The following is a 14,099-nucleotide window of genomic DNA, read 5'->3' on the forward strand; positions in this document are numbered from 1 at the left end:
CGCCGATCAGCCGGCCGGGACCGCCAGCGGCTGCGCGGACGGTGCCACCGGAGCCGGGAGCTGGCTGGCCCCGCCCAGGTACCGGTGGATCGCGGCGGCAGCGGCCCGGCCCTCGGCGATCGCCCAGACGATCAGCGAGGCGCCCCGGTGCATGTCACCGGCGACGAAGACGCCCGGCGTACCGGCCTGCCACTCGGGGTCGGCGTCGATCGCGCCGCGCCGGTTGCGTACCACGCCGAACTGGTCGAGCAGCGGCTGCTCCTCGGTGCCGTCGAAGCCGATCGCCAGCAGCACCAGGTCGGCCGGCAACTCCCGCTCGCTGCCGGGCAGCACGGTCAGGAACCGCTGGCCGTCCCGCTTCTCGACGGTCACCTCGGCGATCCGGACCGCGCGTACCTGGCCGGTGCCGTCGTCGACGAACTCCTGGACCGCGACCGCGAAGACCCGCTCGCCGCCCTCCTCGTGCGCCGGGTACTCGCGCAGGATCCACGGCCAGGTCGGCCACGGGTCGCGGACCTCGTCGCGCTCTCGCGGCGGTCGCGGGTACAGGTCGAGCTGGTGTACGCCGGCCGCGCCCTGCCGGTGCGCCACGCCCAGGCAGTCGGCGGCGGTGTCGCCACCACCGATGATCACCACGTGCTTGCCGGCCGCGTCGATCGGGGTCGACGACTCCCGGCCGTTGACGCTGGGCTGGCCGCCGGCCGCCGAAGCGACCGCGATGTTGGCCGCCACGAGGTGCTCCATCGCCTGGTGTACGCCGCGCAGCGAGCGGCCCGGCGTCGCCGGGGTGTCCCGGCCGGCGAGCGCACCGCAGGCCAGCAGCACCGCGTCGTGCTCGGCCCGGAGCTGCTCGGCGGTGACGTCGATCCCGACGTTCACCCCGGTGCGGAACTGGACGCCCTCGGCGGTGAGCTGGGCCAGCCGCCGGTCGATGTGCCCCTTCTCCAGTTTGAAGTCGGGGATGCCGTAACGGAGCAGGCCGCCGATCGCGTCGTCCCGCTCGTACACCGTCACCGCGTGCCCGGCCCGGACGAGCTGCTGCGCGGCGGCGAGCCCGGCCGGGCCGGAGCCGACCACCGCGACCGACCGGCCGGACGGTCCCGGCACCTCCTGCGGGGTCACCAGGTCCAGGTCGAAGGCCCGGTTGACGATCTCCACCTCGACCTGCTTGATGGTGACCGGCGCCCCGCCGCTGATCCCGAGTACGCAGGCCGCCTCGCAGGGCGCCGGGCAGAGCCGCCCGGTGAACTCCGGGAAGTTGTTGGTGGCGTGCAGCGACTCGATCGCGGTCGCCCAGTTGCCGGTCCGGACCAGGTCGTTCCAGTCCGGGATGCGGTTGCCCAGCGGGCAGCCGTCGTGGCAGAACGGGATGCCGCAGTCCATGCACCGGGTGGCCTGGTCGCGGATCAGGCCCTCCTCGGCGGAGGGGTAGACCTCGCGCCAGTCGGAGATCCGCACCGGCACCGGGCGGCGGGCCGGCAGCTTCCGGTCGTGCTTCAGGAATCCACTCGGGTCAGGCACGAGCCACCTCCTGGGACGGGCGCGAACCGGGGGCGACCGGCCGGGCCGGGGACGCGGGCGGGGCCGGTACGGCCGGCGGTGTGCTGGCGGCGGGCTGGGCCGGTACGCCCGGTGCCGCGAGTCCGCTCATCACCGCCTCGTCCACGTCCCGGCCCTCGGCCCGGGCGACCCGCATGATCTCCATGACCCGCTTGTAGTCCCGGGGCACCACCGCGGTGAACTCCCGCACCGCCTCCGGCCAGCGCTTGAGTAGCCCTTCCGCCACCGACGAGTCGGTCTCGGCGAAGTGCCGCTGCACCAGGTCGTAGAGGGTGACCCGCTCGTCGTCGGTGAGCGGAGCCAGGTCGACCAGCTCGGGGTTGACCCGGCGCCGGTCGAGTTGCCAGACGAACGCCGTACCGCCGGACATGCCGGCGGCGAAGTTCCGCCCGGTGCCGCCGAGCACCACCACGATGCCGCCGGTCATGTACTCGCAGCCGTGGTCGCCCACCCCCTCGACCACGGCCACCGCGCCGGAGTTGCGCACCGCGAACCGCTCACCGACCCGGCCGCGCAGGAACAGCTCGCCGCCGGTGGCGCCGTACAGGATGGTGTTGCCGGCGATGATCTGGTCCTCGGCCCGGCCGTTCGGGCCGGGTGGCGCGTCCAGGCCGCCGGCGAACGGCGCCGCCGGGTCGGGGCGGACCACGATCCGCCCGCCGGAGAGTCCCTTGCCGACGTAGTCGTTGGCGTCGCCGGCCAGCCGCAGCGTCACGCCGCTGGGCAGGAAGGCGCCGAACGACTGCCCGGCGGTGCCGGTGAGGTCGAACTCGATGGTGTCGGCGGGCAGGCCGGCCCCGCCGAACCGCCGGGTGACCGCGCCGCCGAGCATCGCGCCGACGCTGCGGTGCTCGTTGCGGACCGCCACCGCCGCCCGGACCGGCGTGCCGTTGGCCAGCGCGGGCTCGGCGAGGGCGAGTAGTTCGTTGTCCAGCGCCCGGTCCAGCCCGTGGTCCTGGGCCCGTACGCCGCGCCGGGCCGCGCCGGCCGGCAGCTCCGGTACGTGCAGCACCGGCCGCAGGTCGAGCCCGTGCGCCTTCCAGTGGTCGAGTGCCGGGGCGAAGTCGAGCAGCTCGGTCGCGCCGATCGCCTCCTCCAGCGACCGGAAGCCCAGCTCGGCGAGGTAGCCCCGGACCTCCTCGGCGAGGAAGAGGAAGAAGTTCTCCACGAACTCGGGGCGGCCGGTGTAGCGCTCCCGGAGCACCGGGTTCTGGGTGGCGATGCCGACCGGGCAGGTGTCCAGGTGGCAGACCCGCATCATCACGCAGCCGGCGACGATCAGCGGGGCGGTGGCGAAGCCGTACTCCTCGGCACCGAGCAGCGCCGCGACGATGATGTCCCGGCCGGTCTTGAGCTGGCCGTCGACCTGCACGGTGACCCGGTCCCGGAGCTTGTTGAGCAGCAGCGTCTGCTGCGCCTCGGCCAGGCCCAGCTCCCACGGGGTGCCGGCGTGCTTGAGCGAGTTGAGCGGGGAGGCGCCGGTGCCGCCGTCGTGTCCGGAGATCAGGATGACGTCGGCCTTCAGCTTGGCGACCCCGGCCGCGACCGTGCCGACCCCGACCTCGCTGACCAGCTTGACATGCACCCGGGCGGCCGGGTTCACGCTCTTCAGGTCGTGCACGAGCTGGGCCAGGTCCTCGATCGAGTAGATGTCGTGGTGCGGCGGCGGGGAGATCAGCCCGACGCCGGGGGTGGCGTGCCGGGTGCGGGCGATCCACGGCCAGACCTTGTTGCCGGGGAGCTGCCCGCCCTCGCCGGGCTTGGCACCCTGGGCCATCTTGATCTGGATGTCGTCGGCGTTGACCAGGTATTCGCTGGTCACCCCGAACCGGCCGCTGGCGACCTGCTTGACGGCCGAGCGCCGGGTCGGGTCGTAGAGCCGTTCGACGTCCTCGCCGCCCTCGCCGGTGTTGGACTTGCCGCCGAGGGAGTTCATCGCGACCGCGAGGGTCTCGTGCGCCTCGGCCGAGATCGACCCGTACGACATGGCGCCGGTGGCGAACCGCTTGACGATCTCGCTGGCCGGCTCCACCTCTTCCAGCGGTACCGGCTCGCGTACCCCGGTGCGGAGCCGGAACAGCCCGCGCAGCGAGCCGGCCTGCTCGGCCAGCCCGTCGACCTTCGCGGTGTACTCGCGGAAGACGTCGTACTGCCGGCTGCGGGTGGCGTGCTGGAGCAGGAAGACCGTCTCCGGGTTGAACAGGTGCAGTTCACCCTCGCGGCGCCACTGGTACTCGCCGCCGACCTCCAGCGGCCGGTGGGTGCGCTGGCCGGCGTTCACCGCGTACGCCCGGGCGTGCCGGGCGGCGACCTCGGCGTGGATCTCGGTCAGTCCGACCCCGCCGATCTTGCCCGGCGTTCCGGCGAAATACCGCTGCACGAGCCGGTTGTCCAGGCCGACCGCCTCGAAGACCTGGGCACCGCAGTACGACGAGACCGTCGAGATGCCCATCTTCGACATGATCTTGAGTACGCCCTTGCCGAGCGCCTTGACGTAGTTGCGGACCGCCGTGGCCGGCTCGATCCCGGCCAGCGCCCCGGTGGTGATCAGGTCCTCGACCGACTCGAAGGCCAGGTAGGGGTTCACCGCCGCCGCGCCGTACCCGATCAGCAGCGCGGTGTGGTGCACCTCGCGGCAGTCGCCGGACTCCACGATCAGCGCCGCCTGGGTGCGGGTCTGCTCCCGCACCAGGTGCTGGTGCACGGCGGCGGTGAGCAGCAGCGACGGGATCGGCGCCAGGTCGGCGGTGGAGTCCCGGTCGGAGAGGACCAGGATGCGTACGCCGTCCTCGATCGCCTCCGAGACGTGCCGGCAGATCTCGGTCAGCCGCGCCTTCAACCCGGCCGCGCCGTCCCGGACCCGGTACAGCCCGGAGACCCGGACCGCCTTGAAGCCGGGCAGGTCGCCGTCCTCGTCGATGGAGAGGATCTTGGCCAGCTCGTCGTTGTCGATCACCGGGTAGGGGAGCACGACCTGCCGGCAGCTCGCCGGGTTCGGGTCCAGCAGGTTCCCCTCCGGCCCGATGGTCGCCTGGAGGCTGGTCACCAGCTCCTCCCGGATGGCGTCCAGCGGCGGGTTGGTGACCTGGGCGAAGAGCTGGTGGAAGTAGTCGTAGAGCAGCCGGGGCCGGGTCGACAGCGGCGAGATCGGGGTGTCGGTGCCCATCGAGCCGACCGGCTCGGCACCGGCCCGGGCCATCGGGCCGAGCAGGATCTTCAGCTCCTCCTCGGTGTAGCCGAAGGTCTGCTGCCGGCGGCGTACCGAATGGTGGGCGTAGACGATGTGCTTGCGCGGCGGCAGGTCGGCCAGGTCGATCAGGCCGGCGTGCAGCCAGTCGTCGTACGGGTGCTCGGCGGCCAGCTCGGACTTGATCTCGTCGTCCAGCACGATCCGGCCGGCGGCCGTGTCGACCAGGAACATCCGGCCCGGCTGGAGCCGCCCCTTGGCGACCACGGTCGCCGGGTCGAGGTCGAGCACTCCCGCCTCGCTGCCCAGCACCACCAGTCCGTCGGAGGTGAGCCACCACCGGCCCGGGCGCAGCCCGTTGCGGTCGAGCACCGCGCCGACCAGCGAACCGTCGGTGAAGGCGACCGAGGCGGGGCCGTCCCAGGGCTCCATCAGGCTGGCGTGGAAGCGGTAGAAGGCCCGCTTGGCCTGAGCCATGTCCGGGTCGTTCTCCCAGGCCTCCGGGATCATCATCAGCACCGCGTGCGGCAGGCTCCGCCCGGCCAGGTGCAGCAGTTCGAGGACCTCGTCGAAGTTGGCCGAGTCGGAGGCGGCCGGGGTGCAGATCGGGAAGAGCCGCCGGATGTTCCCCGGGATGTTCGGGCTGCGCAGCAGCGCCTCCCGGGCCTGCATCCAGTTCTTGTTGCCCCGGATGGTGTTGATCTCGCCGTTGTGCGCGATGAACCGGTAGGGGTGGGCCAGCGGCCAGGACGGGAAGGTGTTGGTGGAGAACCGGGAGTGCACCAGGGCGATCGCGCTGGCCACCCGGGGGTCGGTCAGGTCCGGGAAGAACTCCGGGAGCTGGTCCGGGGTGAGCATGCCCTTGTAGACCATGGTCCGGGCGGAGAGCGACGGGAAGTACGCCGGCACGCCCCGCTCGGCGGTCTCCCGCTCGGCCTGCTTGCGGACGCAGAACGCGACCCGGTCCAGGTCGATCCCGGTCAGCGGGGTGCCGGCCCGGCCGGCCGGGGAGTCGGTCAGCCGGTGCGCGGCCAGGAAGACCTGCCGGATCAGCGGCCGGGCCGCCAGCGCGCTCTCGCCGAGGTCGCCCGGGCGGACGGGTACGTCCCGCCAGCCGAGGATGTCGGCCCCCTCGACCAGGGCGTACTTCTCCAGCACGGTCCTGGCCCGGGCCTCGTCGGCCGGGTCGGTGGGCAGGAAGACCAGGCCGGTGGCGTACTGCCCGGCCGGCGGGAGCGGGAAGTCGACGACCGCCCGGAGGAACTCGTCCGGCACCTGGAGCATGATCCCGGCGCCGTCCCCGGTGTTCTGTTCGGCACCCCGGGCACCCCGGTGGTCCAGCCGGCAGAGCGCGGCGAGGCCCTTGGCGACGACGTCGTGCGAGCGGCGGCCGTGCAGGTCGGCGACGAAGGCGACCCCGCAGGCGTCCCGCTCCGCAGCCGGGTCGTAGAGCCCCTGGGGCTCCGGCGTCCGGGCCGTCCGGGCGGTGTGCTCCGGGACCCGACCGGGGCCGGTCGACGCGGAGTCGGCACCCGCCGACGAGGAGAGGTGCGGTTCCTGGGGGTACGGAAAGGCCACCGGGGCTCCTGTCGTCACTCACGTTCAATCATTAGGTCGGGACGACGTCGGCCCTGCTGGGTCTCTTGAGTCTACGTTAGGGGCCGGCGGGGTCCACCAGTACAACCGATCACAGGCAGCGGAATTGATCACATGCCCCGGATCCCGTACGTGTACGCTCCCCCGGTGGCATCTGTACGAGACGAGCCGTTTGACCGGTTGGAACGCTTTTACGATGCGGTGCCGCGTGACGGGGCACACACGGAGGATTTCGGCGGGCTGGTGCTGTTCGTCCGCGACGGGGCGGGATGGCCATTCTACGCCCGACCCAGGTTGGGCGCCACGGAGCCGCCGTCGGCCGCCGACGTGACGGCGGTCCGCCAGCGCCAGCGCGACCTCGGGCTGCCCGAGGCCTTCGAGTGGGTACACGAGAACCACCCGGACCTGCTCGCGGTGGCCCGGTCGGCGGGGCTGGCGGTGCTGGAGGCGCCGCTGATGGTGCTCGATCCGGCCGCCCTGCCCCCGCCCGAGGACTTCGCGGCGACCCCGGTGCGGATCCTGGACCCGACGGCGCCGACCTTCGCCGCCGACGTGGCGGCCCGGCGCGCGGTCGCGGCGGTCGGCTTCGCCGCGCCGGGCACCGAGGTCGGCGTGGCCGGCCCGACCGCCCGGGACACCGCCCTGGTCGAGTTGCCGGTGGACTCGCTGGACGAGGAGCGCACCCGGACCGCCGCCGGCCGCCGGATCTCCGCCGTGGTCGAACTGCCCGGCCAGGGCCCGGTGGCCAGCGGCATGGCGCTGCGGGTCGACGACGTCGCCGAGATCGCCGGCATCGCCACCCTGCCCACGGCCCGCCGCCGGGGCCTGGGTGCCGCGGTCACCGCCGCGCTCGCCCGCCGGCTGCTCGACGACGGTACGAACCTGGTCTTCCTCTCCGCCGGCAGCGAGGAGATCGCCCGGGTATACCTGCGGGTCGGCTTCCGCCGGATCGGCACCGCCTGCATCGCCGAGCCCGCCCTGGTGGGCTGAGCCGAGGAGCGGGAGTCGGGGACGGCCGAGGATCCTCAAGACATCCTCAAGATCATTGCATCGCCGCACGTCGGGGATCATGATGACCCGCAGTGCTGTCCCCCCGGCTCCTCCCCCTCGGAGTTCACATGCGTTCAAGAAAACCGACGGTAGTCGTACTGTCTACATTGCTCGCGGCCACCCTCGGCACCGTCACCGCCCCCTCGGCGGCGCTCGGCCAGCCGACCTCGGCGGTGCCCGGCACCACGGCCGCGGAGCCCAACCAGGTCACCGGACTCACCGTCACCCAGGCCGACGGCTACGCCACGGTCGCCTGGACGCCGGTCCCCGATGCCACCGACTACCAGATCGAGCGCACCCCGGTCGACGCTTCCGACGTGGCCACCGGCCCGGCGGTGGTGGTCGGCGTCTGGCGGCCGAACCGTCAGATCAACAACGAGTCGCCGACCTTCGCCGACGCCGGCTTCGACCCCGGCCTGCGGTTCCAGTGGCGGGTACGGGCCCGGATCGGCACCGCCGAGCAGCCGTACTCGGCACCGGTCACCGGTACCACCCAGCAGCCGTGGGGCGACCCGGCGGTTCCCGGTGAGAACCTGCGCACCCAGTGGGAGACCACCAAGGCCGCGCAGTACACCGGCGACGTCGACGAGTACGCCTACACCGCCGAGATCGATCGGCGGAGCGACCGGGTCCGGGTGGTGGAGCTCGGGCGTACCGTGCTGAACCGGCCGATCAACATGTTGGTGATCGGCTACCCGGCCCCGCCGGCCACCCCGGCGGCGGTCGCCGCGACCTCGCCGCTGGCGATCAACTGCAACGTGCACGGCAACGAGCCCGGTGACCGGGAAGCCTGCCTGGTGCTGGCCCGCAAGCTGGCGTTCGGCTCCGATGCCAAGACGATCGACCTGCTCAAGCACACCACCGTGCTGATCGTGCCGACCATCAACGGTGACGGCCGGGCCGCCAACACCCGGGGCAACTCGACCGGGCAGGACCTCAACCGCGACTACTCGCTGATCCGCCAGCCGGAGACCGCGGCGTACGTGAAGATGCTCCGCGACTACCGGCCGGTGGCCGGCTACGACGGGCACGAGTACGGCAACTCGACCGCCGGCGACCTGCCGATGCTGCCGCCACGGCACCAGAACGTGGCCAAGCAGATCTTCGACGAGTCGCTGGACATGATCGAGGGTCACATGTACGTCGAGGGCGCCAAGGACGGCTGGTGGGCTTGCCCGTACGGCTGCCAGGGCGGCAGCGGCGTGGGGCTGAGCGAGGAGACCATCCTGCGCAACACCCTGGGGCTGAAGAACACCGTCAACTCGCTGCTGGAGCTGCGCAGCTCCGGCGGGCAGACCCGGCCGGACGAGGGCAACTCGGCGAACAACCGGCGCCGCAAGACGTACTCGGCGCTCTGGACGTTCAGCCAGTTCCTCGACTACCACCGGGCCAAGCTGCCGGAGATCAAGAAGGCCCGCGGCGAGGCGATCGAGTTCCAGGCCAGCAACACCGGCCGGCTCGTCTTCCGGGGCTCCCGGCCGATCCCGCTGCACCCGGCGCCGCACCCTGGCGAGGCCGGCCCTCGGGACGACCTGCCCGTGCCGGAGATGATCCTCGACAACGCGCCGTGCGCGTACAAGCTCACCGAGGAGCAGTACAACGGGGCGCGTACCGACGGTCCGGGCGGGGTCGGCGCCACGGTGGCGCAGCGGATCGCCGCGCACGGCTGGAAGGTCGTCAAGGGCACCGACGGGTACTACGTGCCGCTGGCCCAGCCGGAGCGGGGCCTGATCCCGCTGCTGCTGGACGCGCAGGGCGCCGAGGAGTGGGTGGACGGCACCCGGGTCTACCCGACCCGTACCGGCCGGCACAACGGGCCGCTGACCATCTCCGGCTTCGCCTGCCTGTCGGACGCCACGGTGAACGGTCCGGTCACCGTCCGGCCCGGCGCCATCCTGATCGCCACCGGTACGACGATCAGCGGCCCGGTCAGCGCGGCCGGTGCCACCGGCGTCTTCCTGGCGGACAGCACCGTCCGGGGCCCGGTGTCGGTCTCCGGCACCACCGGCGCGGTCTCGCTGGTCGACAACACGATCTCCGGCCCGGTCTCGGTGGCGGTGAACAACACCGGCAGCGACCCGGCCCTGATCGCCGGCAACTCGGTGAGCGGTCCGTTGAGCTGTGCGGTCAACAGCCCGGCACCGACCAACATCGAGGTCGCCAACTCGGTGAACGGGCCGAAGTCGGGCCAGTGCGCCGCGCTGTGACCGGCGCGGCGCACCGCTGAACCCCGCACCATCCGCCGTACCGGCGGGTCGGGCCGCCGACGCCCGGCCCACCGGTACGGCACCCGTCCGTCAGTGAACCTCTTCAACCTCCCCTTGCGGTCCGTGGTGGCCGCAGGTGTGAGTCGGGGCGTACGCGCCGCGCTGTCCAGGTGGAAAGACGTTCAGTCGTGGAGGTTGCCGTGACCGAGCCGTACATCCCGCCGTCCCCGGCCGACGATTCCGCCGGGCGGCGACCGGCCAGCCGTACCCGGATCGGCCGCGCCCGGTTCCGGGCCGCGCTGGCGCTGGCCACGACCGCGCTGCTGGCCGGCACGGTCGCCGGCTGCACCGACGACGGTCCCGACGAGCGGGACGCGGCGGCGGCCGGTTCCGGCGGGGCAGCCGGCTCCGGGGTGACCGGACCGCTCTGCGACGCGCTGCCCTCCGGCACCGATCCGGGCAACCCGGCCGCGCTGGCCGGCCAGCCCGGCGACGTGGCCTTGCAGTGGATCCCCGTGCTGACCCGGTTCGAGGCGGCGGTACGCGCCGCCGACCTCTCGGTCGAGCTGCGCGCCCCGGGTGGGGTGACCATCCTGGCCCCGACCGACGACGCCTTCGCGAAGAAGTTCTCCGAGGACAACCTCGACGACCTGATGATCCACCGCAAGGACGAGCTGCGCGACCTCGTCCGGGCCCACCTGGTGGCCGGCGCGCACCCACTGGCGGACCTGGTCGCCGACGGCTCGCTACGCACCCTCGACGGCAGCACGGTGCCGGTCAGCGCGGCCGGGGCGATGGCCCGGATCGGCGAGCACGTGCAGAGCGTCTGTGTCGACTACCAGGTCGCGGGCGGCCGGATCCACATCGTCAACGGCGTACTCGGCAAGCTGCCGACCACCTACGACCCCAACGCCGGCTCCGGCCACTGAACCACCTCAGCCTGGACGGCTCTCTTTCGACCGGGCACCGCCGGCACCACCGGCCAGCACGGCGTCCAGCGGCGCCTCCCGACCGTACCGGTGCGCCCGGGCGAAACCGCCGCTGCCGGTGACCCCGGGCTGGCGTACCGGAGCCTCCAACTGGGCTCGCAGGGCCCGCTCCGTCGCCTCGGTGTCCGCCCGTTCGCAGGCCGGTATTGGGGCGCCGATCTCCTCCCGGATCCGGTCGGCCGCACCGAGCAGCCGGGCCCCGCGTACCGGGTCGCCGTCCTGCCGGGCCACCTCGGCGAGCGCCTCCAGCACACTGGCGGTACGCCACCGGTCGCCGACCTGGCGGTGCGCGGCCAGGCTGAGCCGCAGGTGCCGGGCGGCCCGCCGGGTACGCCCACCGCGCAGTTCGACCAGGCCGCGCAGGTTGTGTGCCCAGCCCACCCCCTCCGGGAACCCGATCGCGGAGTACCGCTTCAGGGCCACGTCCAGCAGCGACGCCGCCCGGTCGATGTCCCCCCGGTACAGCGCGACCGCGCCGAGGTTCATCAGCGCGCTCGCCGCCGCCAGCGCGTCGCCCAGCCGCTCGTGCCGGCGCAGGCTCGCCCGCAGCCGCGAGTCGGCCCGGTCCAGGTCACCGGCGAGCCAGGCGGTGAAGCCGCGCAGCTCGGTGGTCTGCGCCTCGCCCCACTCGTCGTCGCAGTCGGCGAAGATGGCACCGGCGGTGGCCAGGTGAACGGCGGACTCGGCGTACCGGGCCTGCTCCCGGGCCACCGAACCGAGGATCTGTTCCAACTGCGCCTCGGCGCGGCGGTTCCGGGTGATCCGGCAGGCGGCCCGGGCCAGCTCCGCGTGCCGGATCGCCGCCGGGTAGTCGCAGGCCAGCATCGCCAGCATGGCCGCACCGATCCCGGCCCGGGACCGCAGCGCGGCCGGGGCGTCCGGGTGCCGGGCCAGCGCCGTCGACAGCCAGGCGTGGCCCTCCCGGTAGTTCCCCTCCAGCCGGCAGTACATGGCGAGCGCGGCGGCCAGCCGCAGGTCGCCGTGGGCGGGCCCGCCGGCGCCGGCCTCGGCCAGCCAGGTCATCGCGGACCGCAGGTTGGGCTCCTCGGCGCGCAGCCGGGCCAGCCACCAGTCCCGGGCGGCGCCGCGCAGTCGGGCGTCGGCCCGCTCGGCCAGGTTCAGGCAGTACGTCGCGAGCGCCTGCCGGGCGGCCACCTCGGCACCGGAGCCGACCAGCCGGGCCAGCGCGTGCCGGCGGACCGGCTCCAGCATCCGGTAGCGGGTCCGGCCGCCCTCGCCCGGGCCGGGCAACCCGGCGCCGCCACTCGGATCGGCCGGCTCCGCCGGGCCGAGCGACTGGGCTGGCCCGGCCGGCTCGGCTGGCCTGGCCGGATCCACCGGCCCGGCCGGCGCACCCGGCTCGGGCGGCCCGGCCGGATCCACCGGCTCGGCCGGGCCGGTCGATAGGGGTTCCACCAGGGACGCCTCGACCAGGGCGGCCAGGGCGGCCGGCGCGGACGGGCCACCGATCGACCGGGCCGCCTCGGCGTCGAACCCGGCCGCACAGATCGAGAGCCGGTCGAACAGCCGGCAGGCGTCGGCGTCCAGCAGGGCCAGGCTGGACTCCACCGCGGCGGCGACACTCCGGTGCCGGTCCGGTGGCCTCGGGTCCGGACTGCGCAGCAGCCGTACGTCGGTACGCAGCCGCGCGATGATCTCCTGCACCGTCAGCATCGGGGTACGCGCCGCGGCCAGTTCGATCGCCAGCGGCAGCCCGTCCAGCTCGGCACAGAGCCGCACGACCGCCTCGGCACTGGCCTCGGGGACCGGCCGGCCGGCGAACTCCCGGGCCCGTTCGAGGAAGAGCCGGGTGGCCGGATGTGCGGCCAGTGCCGCGAGGCTGTGCCCGGTGCCCACCTCGGGCACGGCGAGCGCCGGCACCCGGATCCGCGCCTCGGCCGGCAGCCGCAGCGCGACCCGGCTGGTCGCCAGCACCCGCAGCCCCGGGCAGCGGGACAGCAGCCGTTCCACCAGCTCCGCGCAGCCGGTGACCAGGTGTTCGCAGTTGTCCAGCACCAGCAGTGCCCGGACCGGGCCCAGGTCGGCGGCGAGCGCCTCGACGATGTCCCGCCCCACGTCCGGTACGCCGAGCGCGGCGGCCACCGCCCGCGGTACCCGTACCGGGCTCTCCACGGCGGTCAGGTCGACGAACCAGACCGGCCGGTCGGTACGGCTCCCCGCCACCGCGACCGCCAGCCGGGTCTTGCCGGCTCCGCCCGTTCCGGTGAGCGTGACCAGGCGGTGCCGGTCCAGCCGTCCGGCGACGACGTCGAGCAGGTCGTCCCGGCCGAGCAGGGCGGTGAGCGGGACCGGCAGCCGGGCGGCCGGACGCGGTCGGGACGCCGGCGGGCCGGCGGTGACGTCGATCGTCGGCGCCGGACAGGCCCCCGTGGCCCAGTCCTCGGGCAGCTCACCGGCGCGCACCGCCGCGGCGAGTACGCACACCCGGCCGGCCGGCTCGACGCCCAACTGCTCCTGGAAGACCTCCCGGGCCCGCTGGTGCACGTCGGCGGCGGCCCGGCGCCCCTGGTCCAGGTACGCGGCGACGAGCAGCAGCTCCCACAGCCGCGCCCGCAGCGGATGGGCGGCCACCGCCGAGGTCAGCTCGGCGACCGCCGCCCCGGCCACCCGGGCGGCCGTCGCCCCGGCGGCCACCACCGCCCGGTCGGCGACCGGTCCACCGGCGGCGCTGTGCGCCGCCACGGCGAGCCGCAGCGCGCACTTCCAGCGGTCCTCGAAGGCGTCGATCCGGGCCTGCCGCAGCCGCCCCAGCTCGACGGCGGCCCAGCCGGACGGGCAGAGCCGGTAGGGATCGCCGGCGTCGACGCCGGACTCCGGCCACCGCCCGGCGGACCGGTCCGGCGACGGCTCGGGCCAGACGGCCAGAGCGGCCTGGAACAGCCGGGCGGCGGCGCGCAGCTCCCCGGCAGCCATCCGACGCCGGGCCCGGTCCAGCAGTCGGTTGAACCGGCTCGCATCGATCCGGCCGCTCGGCATCCGGAGCAGGTATCCGGTGGGTCGGATCTCCAGCGTGCCCGGTGATCCGCAGCCGGCCAGCGCGGCCGCCAGCAGGGTCGCCGCCCGGTCCAGGGGACGGGCACCGGCCCGGGACAGCGCGTCCCGACCGGCGAGTGCGGCCAGCAACTCGGCGTCCGGGACGGGTTCGTTCGGCCGCAGCGCCAGCAGTCCGAGGAGCGGGCCGGCACCGTCCGGCAACGCGACCGCCCCCCGGGGCCCGACCAGGCGGACCGGCCCGAGCAGCCGTACCTCGCCCGGGGTGCCGTGCCGCCGCTCCGTACTCGCCTGTTGATCAGGCACGCTGTGCCGCAACTGGGAGCCCTCTCCTTCGCTCCCGGGTAGTGTGCGCGACGCGGCGGCGTGCGGGGCATCCTCCCGATCGGTCGGTTGGCCGCCGAACCGGAGGGTCCGGCGCGACCCGCTCGGGCAGCGGCCCGCTTCGATTCGGACACCGGCCGGTCGACCGGATCCGGACCCGGCGACCGAAGAGAC

General features: G+C 74.1%; 6 protein-coding genes. 3 read left to right on the plus strand and 3 right to left on the minus strand.

Translation table 11 applies throughout. The annotated features are described in order from the left end of the window. Positions 1 to 6: 6 nt before the first annotated feature. Both ACSMXO_RS32235 and gltB read right to left on the minus strand, forming a co-directional pair. Positions 7 to 1,521, minus strand: a complete 1,515-nt coding sequence (locus tag ACSMXO_RS32235; protein WP_455415008.1) for a glutamate synthase subunit beta — start codon at positions 1,519 to 1,521, stop codon at positions 7 to 9. Beyond that, the gene (gltB, locus tag ACSMXO_RS32240) at positions 1,514 to 6,325 is read right to left on the minus strand and encodes a glutamate synthase large subunit (RefSeq protein ID WP_455415009.1); all 4,812 of its coding nucleotides are present in this window, start codon (positions 6,323 to 6,325) and stop codon (positions 1,514 to 1,516) included. The genes ACSMXO_RS32235 and gltB overlap by 8 nt, the downstream gene beginning before the upstream one ends. A 165-nt stretch (positions 6,326 to 6,490) precedes the next feature. Between gltB and ACSMXO_RS32245 the strand changes: the two genes are divergently transcribed. The 3 genes from ACSMXO_RS32245 to ACSMXO_RS32255 all read left to right on the plus strand — a co-directional run bounded on the left by ACSMXO_RS32245 (position 6,491) and on the right by ACSMXO_RS32255 (position 10,529). Then, positions 6,491 to 7,333 carry a GNAT family N-acetyltransferase gene (locus ACSMXO_RS32245; protein ID WP_346262799.1) on the plus strand — a complete coding sequence of 281 codons (843 nt, stop codon included), beginning with the start codon at positions 6,491 to 6,493 and terminating at the stop codon, positions 7,331 to 7,333. 128 nt (positions 7,334 to 7,461) lie between these two features. After that, positions 7,462 to 9,600 carry a M14 family zinc carboxypeptidase gene (locus ACSMXO_RS32250; protein ID WP_455415010.1) on the plus strand — a complete coding sequence of 713 codons (2,139 nt, stop codon included), beginning with the start codon at positions 7,462 to 7,464 and terminating at the stop codon, positions 9,598 to 9,600. Positions 9,601 to 9,800: 200 nt separating this feature from the next. Then, positions 9,801 to 10,529 (plus strand): fasciclin domain-containing protein, encoded by a 729-nt coding sequence (locus tag ACSMXO_RS32255; RefSeq protein ID WP_455415011.1) that lies wholly within the window; start codon positions 9,801 to 9,803, stop codon positions 10,527 to 10,529. 6 nt (positions 10,530 to 10,535) lie between these two features. On the opposite strand, the gene ACSMXO_RS32260 is transcribed toward ACSMXO_RS32255, so the two are convergent. Further along, on the minus strand, positions 10,536 to 13,919 hold the full coding sequence (locus ACSMXO_RS32260) for an AfsR/SARP family transcriptional regulator (protein WP_455415012.1): 3,384 nt from the start codon (positions 13,917 to 13,919) through the stop codon (positions 10,536 to 10,538). Between the last annotated feature and the right edge of the window lie 180 nt (positions 13,920 to 14,099).

It is taken from the genome of Plantactinospora sp. DSM 117369, assembly GCF_053764795.1.